This window comes from Stieleria magnilauensis, from assembly GCA_007753675.1.
Lineage (GTDB): Bacteria > Planctomycetota > Planctomycetia > Pirellulales > Pirellulaceae > Stieleria > Stieleria magnilauensis.
In genome coordinates, this window is sequence record CP036432.1 from 2845799 (window position 1) to 2862932 (window position 17134).

Below are 17134 nucleotides of genomic sequence, written 5' to 3' on the forward strand. Positions count from 1 at the left end.
TCACACTACTGAAAAAACGGATTCGCCTTCGTTCCCGGCACCGCACGGCGTTGAGACGGGGAATCGTGCCCCGAAACCGGTTGGACAGGCGGCAGTCCGACCGGATTGGCTGCCGTCGAGGCGTCGACCGGTTGCAACATCACCGGGGTCGCAGTTGCTGACGACGTGACGGGTTGCTCGGTCGTGACCACCAAGTATTGGAACACCACCGCGGCCCAAAAAATCAACACCGTCCCGAGACCCGAAAAGATCGAGTGCGCAAACAGAATAAAGATCGACTGCATCAGTCCACATTTGGCGGCACAAGACGTCCAGTACACCGCCAAAAAACAGGCGAACACCAGCAGCACTCGTCCGCCGGCGGGCCCCATCAGGGCTGAGAAGGCGAAGACCAAAATAAAATTGGAGACGGAGATGCCCAAGATCCACCCAAAGCAGGCGACATAGCCTGGCGTTGCGTCACCAAACCACAGGATACATCTCTGGTAAGAAGCAATCGTGACGAGCACCGCCCCGACGATCACGACGAGACCCAGCGTGGAGTTGAACGAGATCGATTGGCTAAACGCGGCGAACGGTTGTGCCGAAAAGTCGGTCATTGTGGTTCGATGGAGCAGAGTATGGATGCGGGTTTTCAGACATCGCTTAATGCATAGCTTGCCCTTTGCAACGGGTGGGCTAACGCTGATCCGCACCGGCCAAATCCCCCCTCCGCAGAACAACATCACCCGCAACAACGGCCTGACCGGTCTATCCCTCGATCCCTTAGCACTTTCCCCAGCTCGCGGGGCCCGCGATGAGCGCGCGTCGGATCATGCCCCAGGCGACCGGGTGGGCAGGACCGCGGGTGCAACAGAGACAGAAAACCCAGCGACGGCGAACCCAATACAATTGCCGATTGTCGTTTCCATCAACAATCAATCAAACGCTCGAGGCGGGGTGAATTTATCGTGGTCATGGCATACCTAGGTTGGCTATTTGCCGGCTTGCTGGTCGGCGCGCTGGTCGGAATCGGCTTGGCGTTCGCTTGGCGATCCAATTCGTTCACGATGATGGAGTCCTGCGAGGAGGACGACGAAGACTCGGCGCGATTGGTCGCACCGCTGTTGAAGGCGCATTTCAAGCCGACCGCGGTGTCGGCGATCACCATCACCGAGCGGCGGTTTCCGTTTCGGATGCGAGCCGATTTGCAACGCACGATCGATCGGGTCTTCGCCGGAGACATCACTATCAAGCATTTCTTCGGCGTCAGAAATGAGTATTCGCATTGCGCCCCGACGTTGACCGATTGCATTTTGGAAACGATGAACAACCCCGCGTATGCGATCCCGCCAGAGTACGAAGAACTCGATCTCGGTGAAGACCGTCCGCTTCAAGTACTCAAAAATGCGCTTTGGTTGCTGGAATCGGACGGCGTTCGCTTTGCCGTCATGCTCAGCCCCTGCGGGCAATACGGGCAGGTCACCGGGATGCAGTTTCAAGTCGGCATCCCCAACACTGCCGACGGCAACCAACTCGCTCAGTCGTTCTTCAAACAACTCGAAGATGCGGTGGCGCGTGGCGAATCCTATCGGGGAAAAATCCTTTCGCTCGAACAAGCCGAGCACTCGTTCACGGGTGAATCCAGTGGGATCACCGTCCACCAACTGCGAACGGTCGCCCGTGACGAAGTCATCTTGCCAGCGGAAACGTTGACGCTTCTGGAACGCAACGTCATCGATTTTGCTCGCAGCCGCGAGCGATTGTGTCAACTCGGTCTGTCCAAGAAAAAGGGGATCCTCTTTTACGGGCCGCCCGGAACGGGCAAGACGCACACCATCCACCACCTCGCCGGATCACTCCGCGGACATACCACCATTTTGATCTCGGCAGAACAGGTCGGGATGCTCGGCGAATACATGACGCTGGCACGGTTGCTTCAACCCAGCATCGTCGTGATGGAGGATGTCGACCTGATCGCCCGAGACCGAACCAGCATGGACAGCGTCTGCGAAGAAGTGTTGCTGAACAAACTGCTCAACGAGATGGACGGCTTGAAGGAGGACGCCGAAATCTTTTTCCTGCTGACGACCAACCGACCCGAAGCACTGGAAGCCGCTTTGGCCTCACGGCCGGGGCGAATTGATCAAGCGATCGAGTTTCCCCTGCCCGATGGCGAAGGGCGGCGAAAACTGGTGTCGCTCTATGCGCCGCGGCAATCGCTCGAACCGTCGTTGATCGACGAGATCGTGCGTCGCACTGATGGCGTCAGCGCAGCGTTCATCAAAGAGCTGATGCGCCGCGCGACCCAGTTCTGCGTCGAACGGTCGGATGCAACGTCCGACCTGATCCACGCCGACGTCGAAGCCGCCTTGGACGAGATGCTCTTCAAGGGTGGATCACTCAACCGCAAGTTGCTCGGCGCCGGGCACGAGTGTCTGGAATCCTGATCGCGCGGGTCGCGATGAAGGTATCGAGAAATCTTGAGAGTGGATCTTGGTCCGAGATGGGAAATCGGTCCTCGTAGAATCCTGTCAACAGGAAGCCCGCGGCGAGTTGCCCTCCGATCTGGTCCTCCAGGGTGTGCCCGAATTCGAGGGGCGCGCCCGATTCGATCGCGGATTGAATGTGGGGTTCGTGGCGGTGATCCAAGTCGGAATAGGGGATCGAGTAGCGGACTTCCAGATTCCCATTTTCTTTGCGTTCGTCGTCAAAGACATATCGTATCGGGTTGGTGAATCCGGCCATGAGAACTCCGCCGCGTCGCAGCACTCGATAGCATTCGTTCCAGACCGGAATCACATTGGCGACAAACAGGTTGGAGCAGGGATGAACGATCAAGTCGAAAGACTGGTCGGAGAACCTGGACAGGTCCGCCATCTCGCCCTGCACGAATTTCATCTCAAGTCCATCCCGCTCGGCGACATAGCGGTCTTGGTCCAACTGGCGTGGCGAGTTGTCCAATACAGTCACGTCGGCCCCGGCGGCGGCAAGGAGGGGAGCCTGCTGCCCGCCCGCCGCGGCGAGGCAGAGCGTTGCCGTCCCGCTCAACGGAGGAAACCATTCGGCGGGGACCGGTTTGGTGGGCGTCAAGACGATGGCGAATTCGCCGGCCCTTGCCTTTTCAATCGCTGACTCGCTGATCGGCCGCGTCCAGCGATCTCCCGAATCGACCAGCTTGTCCCAGGCCCGTCGGTTGTGTTCCAGAACATCAGCTTCATTCATGCCGAACCTCTCTTTGTTTTCCTATCAGATCGAACGCGGCACGTTTCCACCGCTCGGGCAGTTCGACCAGTCCAGGAATCCCTGATAGTCGTCGGTCTCCGACACCGACCGCAATTGGCGGACTCTATGACTGCAGGAGGTTAGTCCACCCGCCACGCCGGAGGGTGTCGCGATCGATAGGACCGATCGGACAGATGGGACCCATCTGTCCTATCTGTCCCGTTGCACGATCGTTGCCTTATCCTCGAACGAACGGCGAAACATTTGGGGGCAAAACAATCGGGGCAAAACAATTTCAGGCTGTGATCGTTTTGCCCCCATCGTCTTGCCCGATCGAGCAACACGCACTGAAAACCGAGCGTGCTGTCGTTTGCATCGACCGAACACGGCCGGCAAAAATGCTTCAGCGCACGTTCCTTGAAAGCCCGGACCAGATTCTCGGAAACGTCCACCGAAGCCTGTGATCCGCGTTTGGAAGCTGGATTAGGCCGCGTTGGCGAGATGCGATCGAACGACGGATGAGAAAAGGTATCAGGACCGGATGGCACCTTTTCTCGCGCAGCCAGAGAAATCCGCGACACGTATTCTTGAAAAATGCGTCTCTGGAAACAAAAATGCTAGCATGGCCGAGCAGAAAACATTGGGACAAAGCGCCGCATCGTTGGAAGCGAAGATCGAAAATCTTTCAAATTGGCAAGAGCTCGTGAGCAGCTGGATTGCCGAATCGTGTCGGCACTCTTTCTCGCGTTTTCCGCAACTTCGCCGGTGGGAAATGACTGGTGATGTTGCTCAGCAGGCGACTTTATCGTTGCTTGACGCCATCAATTCGAAGAAGGTGAACCCGACTTCTGAGGAGCATTTGCGCCGCATTGCGATTCTTCATGTGAAGTGGACTTTTCTGAGGCTGGCTCGGCAGCATCGGCGGTCTATTCGCACAGCTTACGCTACACCGATCGCTGAAAACGGAGGGCTCAGAGTGGAGGAGGTCCATGCGTCTGAATTCACTCCAATGAAGCGCAGAGTCGATTGGCTGCAGTTTCACTGCACGGTCGACAATCTACCTGAATTGCAACGGGAGATATTTCATAAGTGCTGGTACGACGAGATGAAGAAGTCGGAGATTGCTGAACAACTGGGTGTCAGTATCCGAACCGTCCAGCGAAACTACCGACTCGCTTGCGAGCGACTGATTTGTGCATTGGGTGATTTCAACTGATCGGCGATTTCATCCCGGCCTACGTTTTGTGGCCAAGAGGCAAATGGTGACTTGCAACGCGAATGGCGTTTGGGTTCAAATCTTTGCATGAATCAGCCCGACGAAAAGAATCCGGAAGAGCTTCTGAACCCGAAAGTGGGTGAATTGCTAGACGAGTTCTTAATTGCGGAAGACTTAGGTTCACCGGTATCGGCTGAAGAGCTTTGTAAGGAAAACAGTGGTTTACTGACGGCGCTCCAAGATGCGATCGCTCGTCAGCGTCGCTTCGAATCACTCAAGGAGGACTTGGATTCGCAACTTCCGTTAGTCTACGTGGAATTGCCCACGAAAAGTTGACAGTGGATTGGCAGATGTCAGACTTCTCTGACAGGAGAACCGATTCATGGACAAGCGTCGAAAATTCAGCCGAGAATTCAAACTGGCCGCCGTCAAGAAAGTGATGGAACAAGGACTGTCGTATACCGTTGTCGCCCGAGACCTTGGCGTTGGCGATAACCTGATCCGCAATTGGAAGAAGTCTTTCGAGGAAGATGGGACTCTCGCAGACGGGGTCGCTGGTAATCAGTCGGTTGAAGCTGAACTCAAACGACTGCGTGAAGAGAACCGGCAGCTCAAAATGGAGCGAGACATTTTAAAAAAAGCGACGGCGTTCTTTGCGAAAGAAAGCAACTGAGGCTGCAGTTTATCGGCGAACATCGCGATCGATGGCCGATCGCGGTCCTCTGTCGAGTCCTGGAAGTGACGCGTGCGGCATACTACCGGTTTGTCGCCCGTGATCCTAGCGAAACCAAAGTCAAAGAAATGCAGGTCACTCAGGCCATCCACGAAATCCGGTTGGGGAATCACTTCGATTCCTACGGAAGTCCGCGGATGCATCGTGAGGTCATTAAGCAAGGCATCCAGTGCTGCCGAAACACCGTAGCCAAATACATGCAGAAGGCCGGAATCCAGGCGAATCGGCGGACTAAGTTCCGAATATCGACAACCGATTCCAATCACGATCAGCCGATCGCCCCCAATCGACTCAACCAAGATTTCTCGACAGAAGACATCAATCAAGTCTGGCTTACCGACATCACCTACATCCCTACAAAAGAAGGATTCACCTACCTGTGCGCGTTTGTCGACCTGCATTCACGAAAGATCATCGGATGGAAAACCAGTCGTAAGATCGATTCCGAGCTGGTGATTGAATCGCTCGATCAAGCGATTGCGTTTCGTTCCCCAAGTGCGGGGTTGATCGTCCACAGCGATCGCGGTTCTCAGTATGCGAGCGCAGCGTTTCGACGCCGGTTGGCCGAACGTGAACTTGTTCAGAGCATGAGTCGCCGCGGGAACTGCTACGACAACGCACCGATGGAATCTTTCTTCAAGAGCTACAAGACCGAGGAAGTCCAAGAAGTCTACGGCACCCATGAACACGCCACACGCGGCGTGTCAGATTACATCGAACAATTTTACAACCCTCGCCGCTTGCACTCGTCACTGGACTACCGAAGTCCAATCGACTTTGAGCAAGCGATTACCAGAACGTCACTCGTTGGTGAAACCTGATCCATCAGGGCTCGCTATTTACCTTCCCGTTAAGATCGGTCCACTGTCAACTTTTCGTGGGCAATTCCAACGGTTCCTACGAAGTCGTTGAAGTTCTTGGCAAAGGAGGATGCGGCACAGTATTCAAGTGCAGGCACAAGCACCTTCAGCGTGAAGCAGCCGTGAAAGTGGTTGTGTTATCCGATGGCAATCCTTTCGCCGAAGCTCACTTCGTTCGCGAGATTGAGGTTGTGCGAGAGTTCGGTCACGACCGGATTGCCACCATCTTTGACAGTGGCGTTCTCAACCATGGGTCAAGCATTGTCGGCTGGTTGGCAATGGAATACCTGTCTGGCGGCCGCATTGACGATTTCGTGTCGAATACAAACGCATCAGAATTCGCGATCCTTTCACTAATCAGAAGCGTCGTGTCGACGTTGTCAGACGCTCATCAATCAGGAATCCTGCATCACGACATCAAACCCGGTAATATCCTGATGTCCGAACGTGGGGAACCGCACCTAACGGACTTTGGATTGGCAAGGATTGCGGGAAGCCATGACTTGGAAGGCCCCCACGGTCCGATCGGAACGCCCGGCTACATCGCCCCAGAACTCAAAGACAGGACCGGGCGCCCCGGCGTGACTTCCGAGATATACAGTTTGGGAGTCGTACTTAGAAAACTGTTGGGTCGAATGTCTGACGTTCCGGCAAGTGCGCCAGGCACGCGAACACCCAAACGACGCCACGATTTCGTGGGATGGCGATCACGCGATCTGGATGCCGTCTTGGCGCGGATGACAGCGGACAATCCAAAGGATCGGTATTCGTCGCTTCCGCTACTATCTGCGGACATCGACTGCCTCATTGAGGGAGATTTGGTTGCGGTTCGACCAGTTTCGCTGGTCGAAAAAGGCGCCCGATGGATACGCCGAAACCCTACGCTGGCGATTCTTTGGAGCGTCATCGCAGCGACATTGCTGATGGCTTTTGTTCTCCTGACAGTGAACGTCACTTCAAGATACAGGCATGCACGAAAAGTCGACCAGCAGAATCAAGAACTCCTCGCCAGAGAACAGCAACTGAGGAGGGCAACGGTAAGTTCGCGTCTTAGATCGATTCAGTCGCTCCTGGGACGCAATCGGATTGTGGCGAAGCAGCAGCTTGAAGATGAATCGCTCTTTCCACTTGGAGATCGCGGTTTCGCATGGAAGTTCCTACATTCGGAGGCGACCGACGTTGCGTATGACTTGTCCGAATTAGACGGTGGATTTGGTGGGATCTATCAGGTCAGGTTCTCGCCTGACAACAGAAAACTTGTCGTATGCAGCAAGCCAAGAAGTCTTTCGCTCGTCGACGTGGTTCATCGAACTAGGATTGTCGTGCCTTGTGATTTGCGGCTTGCCGGAACCCTGCTTTCTCACCCGGCGATGACATCTTTTTACTGCCAGGAGTCCAGTGGCAACTTGTTGGAAATCTCCTGGGAGTCCGGTGCGATCCTGCGCCGCATCGATCTGCCAGTGCCAACGCGAGCAAAGATGGCTTTAACATCACGAGGCCACCAAAGCTATGGGCTCACCAAAGAAGGGTCCCCATTTCGAATCGATTTGGCGTCGGAAACTGCTCTGACTGGGAGCAATCCAATTGACGCCGTCCCCGCCGGCTTGTGGCTCACTCCAGATGACCAGGTCCTGCATTGTGTGACCCGAAAAGGTATTTGGCATCGCTGGGATACGGGTACGCTTGAAGAGCGGGCCTGTCCAAAACTTTGTGTCACCGGTTCAGTTGTTTAGTATCGGTGGCTCGGCGGCAGGCGGTCCTCAAAGAGGATTGCAAAGTGGTTGAGTGCTTGCTTCCAATACTTGATCGGGCGGGTCCAGCGTTTGGATGCCTCCATGATCGCCATATAGATCAACTTGGTTGCTGAGTCCTGGCTCGGGTAGATCTTGCGGTTCTTAGTAAACTTGCGAATCGTGCTGTTGACCGACTCGATTGCGTTGGTCGTGTAGATCACCTTACGAATCTCGGGCGGGAAGTCAAACAGTGTGATGATGTCCGTCCACTTATTTCGCCACTGCCGCGAGATCGTCGGATACTTCTTGTCCCATTTCTCCGAGAACCGCTCCAGTTCGCTTTCAGCCTCTTCGGTTGTCGATGCGCGGTAGATTGATTTTAGATCACCTGCGACTGCCTTGCTGTCTTCATGCGAGACGTAGCGAAGGGCGGCGCGAACCAGGTGCACCAAGCAAAGCTGAATTCGAGCTTGTGGAAAGGCGGCTCGAATGGCTTCGGGGAACCCGGCAAGGCCGTCGACACAGCATACGAAGATGTCGGAAAGTCCGCGGTTTTTCAGGTCGGTTAAGCAGTTCAACCAGAATTTCGCCCCCTCGGTTTCAGCGATCCAGAGGCCCAAGAGCTCTTTCTTACCATCCAGATTGATTCCCAAAGCAACGTAAATCGTGTGGGGGCTGACCTTGGCCGATGCACCCCGAACGTTGACGACGATCCCATCGAAATAGACGATCGGACACACCGGATCGAGACGCCTCGACTGCCAAGTCTTTAGCTCGGCTTCCAGGTCCTCGGTGACGCTAGCGATCAGCGTTGGTGAAACATCCACGCCGTAGAGGTCTTTGACGATCTGCTGGATGTCGCGGGTGGTCAATCCTTTTGCGTAGAGGGCCAGGATTTTGTCATCGAATCCATCAATGCGACGCCGGTGCTTTTCAATGATCTTCGGCTCAAACGTCGAGTCTCGATCCCGAGGTGTTTCGATCTCCAGTTCCCCAAAGTCACCCTTGAGCTTCTTTGAAGAATGTCCGTTGCGACAGTTGTTTCGTTTTTCTTTGGAAGGCGTGCTGCCGGAGGCCGGTTCGGATTGTTCTTGATCGAGATGGTGATCGAGTTCGGAGTTGAGCATCGTTTCGATGCCCGACTTCATCATTGTTTTGACCAATGCATTCAATTCACCGATGCTCGAAGCATTGCGAGCAAATTCAGCAGCAAGTTGTTCGACTTGCTCTTTCGTCTTGGAATCCATGGGAAGGGGCTCCTGCAGGAGAAGGTGTTTGGGTCAGCTTACAGTTATTGCTGGCAAACACAAAATTCCTGACAGGCCCTGAAGAGCTGCAGCAAAGCAACATTTTTGATGCTCTCGATCCAGAGGCTATCCTTCTCGATTCAACCAAACGCACGCTGAGAGCAGCGGAAGCGAATTATGAAATGGATTTCGGCCTCTGTATCGTTCTCGGGCTCGACAATGGAATAGCAATAGTCGCTTGGCCCGGCTCGCCTCGAAGTTATTCTTTGATCGCTCGATCCTCGCCGCTGACAAGCCATTTCGCATTTAGGCCCAGGTCACAATGCGTCATACCGGACGGACGAGGCGGGCTCCTCTTCTCAGTATTCGATCCGGCAAATCAAGAAACGATCGGCGCAGTCACGGATAGCGTTCTTGCCGCAGCCGTTTCTTCTGATAACAGATGGACTGCTACCGGTGGGAGCAAGGGCAAGCTCTTCGTAAGGCGAATCCGAGATCCAAGTGAAAGGACTCGGCGATTGCAAACGTTTACTGGAGAAGATCGTGGGTACGGTCCCCCAGTGCGTACCGTCCAATTGACGGCATCCGGTGAAACGCTCGTTTGCCATCGAGAGGGCTGGTGCGCGGTGGTCGATGTGGAAACAGACCGAGTCCTCGAGGGCTTTCAAATCAACAACTCCCAATTTTCGACGATCGCCTATTCTCGAAAGAACCAATTGGCCGTGCTGGGCTTTCGAACTCCCGGGAGCAAGGTTGTCGCAATGCGGAGACGCGAGGATGGGGGCTTCTGCGATCAGGAACTGTCATCGGCGGGAATATCGGAATCCTCAGGCCCTTTTTGTCCACCTCCAAAGCCTGCTTTTGAAATCGAATGCGATGCAAATGTCACGTCGTTGTGCTTTTCACAGGATGAAGACGTACTACTCGTGGCGCTGCGAAACGGGGAGTTGTTCACGGCTGATGCTTTGACAGGAAAGATTCTTACGCACTGTAGCCTTCTCGAAGGGAAATCGGCTTGTCTTTCAATGTCAGCGGTAGCGGGTGGAATCTTGTGCGGTGGAGCGGATGGTAGAATCCACCTCGTCAACGTCGGAGATGGAACGATCGAGGCGTCGTGGCGAGCCGGCGAAAGTCGCATCTACTCATTGACGGTCAACAGCGACGAATCCCTGATCTACAGCGGGATGGCAACCGGTGTGATTCGGGTTTTCGACCCCGAGGGAAAGCTTCGCCGCCAAATGTCGGGACATCAAGGCCGAGTTCTATCGCTAGCGTTAAGCAACGATGGTGAAACATTGGCCAGCGGAAGTGCGGACCACAGGATCGTGCTCTGGGACACGCGCAGCGGAGAAATGCAACTGCTGCTGAATCGGCACACCGACTCCGTGACGGACCTGTGTTTTTCAAAGGACGATTCAGAGCTCTGGTCCACATCGGCTGAAGGGACCGTCTACAGATGGAACTCGCAGGACAGCGACGGCTCCATTTCAAGAACTCCCGATCATTCTGAAACTCCCAAGAGCCCCCCCGAGTGATGGACTCCTGGCGAAGTGCAATGCATTGAACGCAATGCGCTCGTTTTCGATCCGTATTCTTGTCGCTTGACCCGTTGCAGTTTCGTCCGAGGCGGGACGTCCAAATCGAGCATCTGGAACGTGAGTTCTCACGGCGATTCCTGTCTCTCGTCCGATTTTTCGAGATTTCCTGACGCTTCGCACGCAAATCGGTTCAGGGGTAGCCGTGGAGATCTCATTTCAACCAATCGGCAGGACTTCAAGCACCATGATTCGCGCTTTTCTATTTCTGGCATCATTCATTGCCCCAGCCACCTGCAGTGCAGGACTACACGCAGGGGCAATGAAGTGTGGCCTGGCCATACTGTTCTCAATTTCAATGCTCTCGATCGGCCAAGCAGGTCTTATGCTCCCTTCTGGAATCTCATCGCAGGGGAATTTCAGCAATTCTACAAAATTAATTTTCGACGGCGAAATTCCCGCCGAAGTTTCTTTCTGGTCAAGCCCGACAACCGTCTACTGGTCGCAGCAAACTGGTGCTAGCGGTGTTTCATTTACAATTGATTATGGCGAACTCTTCAATCTAGACGATCTTCTAATTTCCGTCGATAACAACGACTCTTATAAAATCGATTACTCAGCGAATGGCGTTGACTTCTTGTCATTGACAGAGATTCAGATTGGTGACGGCGACGTAGGTTTCGGCATGGATACGATGAGTACCGATTCGAGTAGTGGTGAATACGTCGCAAATATTGACTTCGCTCCAGTCAATGCACGACACATCAGGATCTATGCATCAGGAGGCGACGGAAGATATTCAATCGGAGAGTTGCAGGCCTTTGGAACCACACTCGGAAGCGTAAATGCTGTGCCAGAGCCTTCTAGTCTAGCTCTGTTCTCGCTCGTCGGTCTATGCGCAGTGGTCAGACGCAGACGGACTTAGCATTTGCCATTGCGGAAATCTCCACACGAGCGTTGACTTCGTTTGCGGCCTCTTTGTGCAAATTGCGCCGTCCGTGATGCCTGGCTGTGCAATTGCCAAATGTTGACGGGCCAGCAAAAAGTCAGCGATATTGGCCGGGTTTGATTTTGAACCTAGGGTCAACGTTCGGTAACTCGAAAGTCTTCCGGGCTGGGAACTGGGCACGACGATGGTTGATTGTGGGACAAAAGAACGGCGGACTAGCCCTCAACCACCGCTGCCTTGAAAACTTCTCGAGGATGGACAAGCGATACATCAAGAGCGCCAACCGTTACAACGACCGCGCATTGCACACGATGTTTGCATATTCTCCTCCATGTGTTCAGTTAGCCGACGCAAGCGTAAGCAGCCTACCGGCACAACTGGTAGTTTCTGAGCGATGCTTGTGGTTCCATTGGGAGAGTCGAAAGAAAAGGTGTCTTATCGGCCGAAGCAACCATCTACGGAAAGAATTCGCAGGACAGCGACGCTTCCATTTCAAGAACTCCCGAACGTTCTGAAATTCGCAAGAGTCCCCCGAGTGATGGACTTCTGGCGAAGTGCAATGCGCTGATCGCAATGCGCTCGTTTTCAATCCGTATTCTTGTCGCTTGACCCGTTGCAGTTTCGTCCGAGGCGGGACGCCTAAATCGAGCATCTGGAACGTGAGTTCTCACGGCGATTCTTGTCGTTCGTCCGATTTTTCGAGATTCCCTGACGCATCTCTCGCAAATCGGTTCAGGGGTAGCCGTGGAGATCTCATTTCAACTAATCGGCAGGATTTCAAGCACCATGATTCCCCAATTCTTCAGTTGTGCTCGAGCAATTTTGATGTTCGCAGCCTTTCTGCCTGCCGTCGCCATCGGACAAGTGCCCACGCTGGACGCACTGAAGCAGTTTCCGTCAGCGGAAAGTGCGTTTCAGGTTCGCATGAAACGCGCAGTCGCGGAACGCGATCGTTATCGCGAGGCAAACCGTGACGCTCACCTGATTGTTGGTCGGGTACAGCTCCAGGGAAACGATGATCCGGAATCGGTCAGATCGCAGATGATCATTGTTCAAGAAGGCTTCTTTGTGGATGTGATCCGCGATCTAAAAATGCCGATTGGTTTCCGGCACGCGGACTACAAACCTCTCGATTTCACGCTTCCGGAAGCTGCCGTGCCGGAGGAAAACGGCATCATCGATGTTGGCATCGTAAAAATGTCCAAGGCCTCGTTGGCCGACAAGGGGCGCATTACCGGAAAACTGATGCTGGAAGCAACGGACGATGCTGGCGCCGCCAGAGTGAGCGTCACACTCAGCACTCCTCGGGCGAATACGCCGTCCAATGGTACCGAAGGCGTCGGCCGCAAACATAGGAGTATGACACTGAAAGTCGGTCGGGACGGAACCGTACAGTCCGAGCCTGTGAGCGAAGGCGATTATTACATTGGTCTGAGTGCCGATGGCCATGTCAGTACAAGTCGGCGGGTGACGGTGAATGCCGGTGAAGACACCGATTTCGGACATGTCGGACTGGAGTTGCCCCGAAAAATCAAGATCACGTATCGGGTACTCGAGACAGGCGATAGCAACTTCGCCGAAAGCCCGGAAATGGTGAAGGCCTTTCCCGCTGGTCATCGCTGGAAAGCCACGCCGGACATCTACGGCTGGGATCTCGAATTCGAACAATCGGGAGGCAAAATTGCGTTTTCTTATTCCTATGGGCCGTGCCAAATCAAGGATCTTGGTCCCGGAACGCTGGACGATCACCTTGATGCCTTGCCGGAAGCAGCAACGGACTCCCCGCGAGGCATGGAAGTCACATCGGGCCACGTTTACTTGCTCAACCAAAAGCATTGGAAGCACGCCGTGCTGTTTCGTGCGGAGATCGACGGGAAGGTCGAACCGAGTGAGAAGATGTCGTCCGATGTTGGCATCACGGCGGGCAGCCCTCAGCTTCCAAACGTGATCGCTCATTACGAGTTCGAAGGCAACGCCAACGATCTAAACGGCACCGGATCCGCATTCGACCTGAGGAATACCCAGTTCAACAACGGATCGCTAGTGCTGAACGGGCAGTACGAGCATTCTGGCAGTGCTTTGGGGTACCGGGCCATTGCCAGTACGCCGGACCAAAGCTACGACTCGTTCACCGTGGCTGTTCGATTTAAGGCCCAATCGTTCGATGGTCGCAACAAAACGATTCTCTGTGGCGGCAGGTCTTACCGTTGGTTTCAAATTTGTGCCGGCCAAGGCAATGCCGTCAGCGTAACGCTCAATAATCAACGCATCAGTCACACGTTTGAGAACCTCAAGTTACGCCCGGGACGCTGGCATCAGATTGCCTGTGCCGTCGATATCCCCAAGGGAATTGTGGCGGTGGTTCTCGACCGCAATCGCGCGGAAGTGTTTCGGCTTCCGCCGGGCTTCAAGCTCGACGTGGTCGGCTCAAGTGGCGAAGAAAGCGATAAAAACTGGATGTTCACCAACTATTCTTTTGGCGACGCGTTTTACGGTCTGATTGATGAGTTGACAATCCTGAAGGGCACGATGTCAGCGGCTGCGTTCAGAGAGACGATTGCGAAGTTGAAGGAAAATACTTCCGCTTCGACAAGTAGCAACTGACCACTAGCGCTCAATCAATCGTTCCCCTGATTCAGATCCATTTTGAAAAACTCAAAAGCCCTTTGAGTATTGCCATTACAAGTTGAGGGGTATATGGCCGACGTGAAGCCAGGTGAAAGTGGTGTGAACGGACGTGCAAAAACGCAGCGGCCGGAGGAGACCGATCGGCGATTGGAAAACGTAGCGCCCAACCGATTTTGCGATACATAGCATTGATACATTTCGACGAGGCTTCGCCCAATGCCTTGCCACCGGATCAGGGATCAAGAATCTGAGTGGTCAGCCGTTCTTTGCGTTGCCCGGATGTATCCAAAAAGGCAATCAGATCACGGATTTCGCGATCGGTCATCGCGTCGATCAAGCCATCGGGCATCATGGAAGTGTGAAGCTCTTTCCGCTCGGCGATGTCCGACGTGTTAAAGCGTTGCTCGCGGCCGGCGCTGTCGCGATAAATCTCACGTCCGCCGCCGCCATCGCGTAATAGCAGGCCGGTGAAGACGTGACCGTCCTGTGTGATGAGCATGCGAGGAAAATACTGCGGATCAATCTCGCGGCTAGGCTCGAGCAAGGCTTGCAGCAAGCGATCGGGATTCCCGTCGTTGGAAACAGCGGACAGATCGGGACCGACGACATTCCCCCGTCCGTCATGACGATGACACTTCGAGCAGGCCCCGACTGTGGCATGATGAAAAATGCGTCGGCCTGCCGCCAAGTCGACGGGCCTGGCAATCGCACCAAGCCGCGATTGCCATGCCCCGGTGTCGGTCACGTCCGGCCGGCCCAACTTCAAGGTCGACGGTTCGATCGCCGCCTCAACGAGATCAGCCGATTCGGGAAAGCGGACGGCGACGCGTCGAAGTCTCTCCAGCGCATCCGAATCTAGCTGCCCGAACCGCAAACTACGCAGTGCTTCCTCTCGCAACGTTGCTTCGTTTGACTCGGCTAGGTCGATGAGCCAAATCGTGTTCGACTCGGACGTTCCCGCTATGCCGGCGATCGCATCCGATCTGATCGATGGGTCGAGTTGTTCGTTGTTGGCGATTTGCCGAAGAAACGAGATTGCTGATGGAGACCCGGTGGAAGCCAGCGCGCGAGTCAATTCCCCAATCAATGCGGGGTCACCGGTGTCGTAGAGCTCTTTCCACAAAGCCGGACCAAATACCTTCTCGTTGACATCCAACAAACGGAGCGAGAAGGCTCGGATTTTCGACGATGCCTTGGAATCGGTGACTCGGTTGATCGTCATCTTCTTATCGGTAATCCCATCGATTGCGTTGCCCGAAAGCACATTGTGAGTCGCCAACGCAGCCTCGAAGATTCGGTACGTCATTTCGGGTTGATTGAGCAATGCGTCCACATCCCCTTGGAACGCAACCAGCTGTTCATCGGCGATCCATCGAAGCGTTTCGAAGCGAATCTCGTCACCCGATTGATTCCAAAAATAGCGTACCCACGCCATGCTCTTCGGCTGCGATCGACGAAGGGCCAACAGCAACGTGATCTGATCCTTCGTGTCCAAGGCATTGACGTTCTTTTCAGTGAAAGCGTCAATTCGCTTCGAGATTGCAAAAATCGCCGCATGCCGCATGAAAGAATCGGACGATCTCGCCAACCTCAAGAGCTGAGTCTCAGAATACGAGTCGCCGCCGGCCATCAGGTCAGCAGCCTGTATCGCGTCTTCATTTGGCGGATCGAGTTTCAGGTCACCAAGCCAGATCGTGTTCGGTTCGACCTCAAGCTTCCAAACTCTGCCGCGCCCGTGCAGTTCGTATGATCCGTAGACCCAGTCGGTCAGATAAAAAACCGTTGGCGAAGCCTGCGTGATGCAGGTCGGTCGGAAATTTGGCCCGCCCCGAACCAGGGTCACGCGTTCGGTCTTGAAACTGGCGCCATCGGCTGACAACGGATAAAAGTCGATTCGATGTTCGGCCCATGAGGGGACGACCAGTCCATTTGCTAACGGCGCGATGCCACAAGGTGCTTCTCCAACGGCGTGCAGCATCGGCAACGTTCCTCGCAACTCACCGTTCCAGCAAACGAATGGGTGGTAGGGAGCACTACCATAAAGACGCTGGTATCCGTAATCGCCTCCTTCGACGATTTGCAACAGTCGACACGGCGGCATCGCGCCCGGATCGTTCTCGGCGGCGAACATCGCCCCATCCTCGCGGACACAGAGACCAAACGGATTCCAAAAACCGCGAGCAATTCGGCGCAGCTGTGATCCGTCTGGACGACAACGGAACACACCGCCTTCACCAGTTCCCGTGATGCTCCGCTTGTCCGTCGAAGTCAACGTCCAGTCCCGCCAATAGTTTTCGCCGAGTGCGAAAACAAGATCGCCATTTGGATCCCATGCTAGGCCACTCAGTCCGTTGTGTGGGTAGTCCGCCTCGGTCGTGAGCACGGCCAGATCCTCTTGTTGATCCGCGTGACCATCTCCATCGCTATCGCGCACCCTCAAGATTCGATCCCGCTCCGCCAAGTAGACCCATCCGTCGGGTCCAAGTTCTAAGTCCATTGTCGAGTCGGTTTCGTTGTAGAAGACCCGGCGACTGGCGGCCCGCCCCGAAGTTCCGCGGTCAATCACAATGACCTCGTCATGCGCAGGCCCTCGGTAATCTTTGGGTCTAAAATGAGTGTGGCTGGCAACGGCCCAAATCTTTCCGTCGTCATCCACATCGATGCCCGTCGGAGTGACGATCGCCGGATGCTCGGTCACCAATGACAAGGTGACGCCTGGCTGAACGAGTTCGATTTGCGGTTCGAGAGCATCCTCTTCTGGCGGCTGCCCCCAACTGGAGAGTGGGAACAGCAGACAACACAGAAATGCCAAGCTCACAAAGTGGGAAACGCGAACATTGAAGTGCAGATTGTTCAAGACACATTCGGGGGAAAGGGGAAATGCATAACGCAGCCTGACTCACGTCGTTTAAAGTTCACGCTTGAAGTACACGCAACAAAGTCCAAACGTAGATGTAACAGTGTATCCTGTGCCGCGGCTCGTCACCTCACCATCAGCGACTCATGGCATCCCACCCTATCGATTCCCT

At 54.7% G+C, this 17134-nt stretch carries 12 protein-coding genes; 8 read left to right on the forward strand and 4 right to left on the reverse strand.

The genetic code is table 11. From position 1 onward, the window contains the following. Window positions 1-5: 5 nt before the first annotated feature. Window positions 6-599, reverse strand: coding sequence for a hypothetical protein (locus TBK1r_RS10120; protein ID WP_145209659.1), 594 nt, complete (start codon window positions 597-599; stop codon window positions 6-8). A 357-nt stretch (window positions 600-956) separates the two neighbouring features. On the opposite strand from TBK1r_RS10120, the gene TBK1r_RS10125 reads away from it, so the two are divergent. Then, window positions 957-2429, forward strand: coding sequence for an AAA family ATPase (locus TBK1r_RS10125; protein WP_145209661.1), 1473 nt, complete (start codon window positions 957-959; stop codon window positions 2427-2429). Here the strand turns inward: TBK1r_RS10125 and TBK1r_RS10130 are convergent. Then, entirely contained in the window at window positions 2383-3204 is an 822-nt protein-coding gene (locus TBK1r_RS10130; RefSeq protein WP_145209664.1) for a class I SAM-dependent methyltransferase, read from the reverse strand. The genes TBK1r_RS10125 and TBK1r_RS10130 overlap by 47 nt on opposite strands. A gap of 541 nt (window positions 3205-3745) precedes the next feature. Here TBK1r_RS10130 and TBK1r_RS10135 point away from each other — a divergent pair. The 4 genes from TBK1r_RS10135 to TBK1r_RS10155 all read left to right on the forward strand — a co-directional run bounded on the left by TBK1r_RS10135 (window position 3746) and on the right by TBK1r_RS10155 (window position 7746). Further along, on the forward strand, window positions 3746-4420 hold the full coding sequence (locus TBK1r_RS10135; protein WP_145209667.1) for a sigma-70 family RNA polymerase sigma factor: 675 nt from the start codon (window positions 3746-3748) through the stop codon (window positions 4418-4420). Between the two features lie 87 nt (window positions 4421-4507). After that, entirely contained in the window at window positions 4508-4756 is a 249-nt protein-coding gene (locus tag TBK1r_RS10140) for a hypothetical protein (RefSeq protein ID WP_145209670.1), read from the forward strand. A gap of 46 nt (window positions 4757-4802) precedes the next feature. Further along, a protein-coding gene (locus TBK1r_RS10150) for an IS3 family transposase (RefSeq protein WP_145207523.1) occupies window positions 4803-5974 on the forward strand; the annotation gives its coding sequence in 2 pieces (ribosomal slippage) (window positions 4803-5052 and window positions 5052-5974; 1173 coding nt in all). Window positions 5975-6030: 56 nt separating this feature from the next. Next, a complete protein-coding gene (locus tag TBK1r_RS10155) occupies window positions 6031-7746 on the forward strand; it encodes a serine/threonine-protein kinase (RefSeq protein WP_419581191.1) in 1716 nt (571 codons plus the stop codon). Here TBK1r_RS10155 and TBK1r_RS10160 read toward each other — a convergent pair. Next, a complete protein-coding gene (locus TBK1r_RS10160) occupies window positions 7743-8993 on the reverse strand; it encodes an IS256 family transposase (protein ID WP_145207413.1) in 1251 nt (416 codons plus the stop codon). The two genes, TBK1r_RS10155 and TBK1r_RS10160, sit on opposite strands and share 4 nt — an antisense overlap. A 47-nt stretch (window positions 8994-9040) precedes the next feature. Between TBK1r_RS10160 and TBK1r_RS10165 the strand changes: the two genes are divergently transcribed. From TBK1r_RS10165 to TBK1r_RS10180, 3 genes are all read left to right on the forward strand, one after another. Then, on the forward strand, window positions 9041-10528 hold the full coding sequence (locus tag TBK1r_RS10165) for a WD40 repeat domain-containing protein (protein ID WP_419581192.1): 1488 nt from the start codon (window positions 9041-9043) through the stop codon (window positions 10526-10528). A 247-nt stretch (window positions 10529-10775) separates the two neighbouring features. Continuing rightward, window positions 10776-11453: a discoidin domain-containing protein gene (locus TBK1r_RS10170; protein WP_145209679.1), complete on the forward strand. Its 678-nt coding sequence runs from the start codon at window positions 10776-10778 to the stop codon at window positions 11451-11453. 810 nt (window positions 11454-12263) lie between these two features. After that, window positions 12264-14081, forward strand: coding sequence for a LamG domain-containing protein (locus TBK1r_RS10180; RefSeq protein WP_145209682.1), 1818 nt, complete (start codon window positions 12264-12266; stop codon window positions 14079-14081). A 256-nt stretch (window positions 14082-14337) separates the two neighbouring features. Here TBK1r_RS10180 and TBK1r_RS10185 read toward each other — a convergent pair whose 3' ends face one another. Continuing rightward, window positions 14338-16962, reverse strand: coding sequence for a PVC-type heme-binding CxxCH protein (locus tag TBK1r_RS10185; RefSeq protein WP_145209685.1), 2625 nt, complete (start codon window positions 16960-16962; stop codon window positions 14338-14340). Window positions 16963-17134 lie beyond the last annotated feature (172 nt).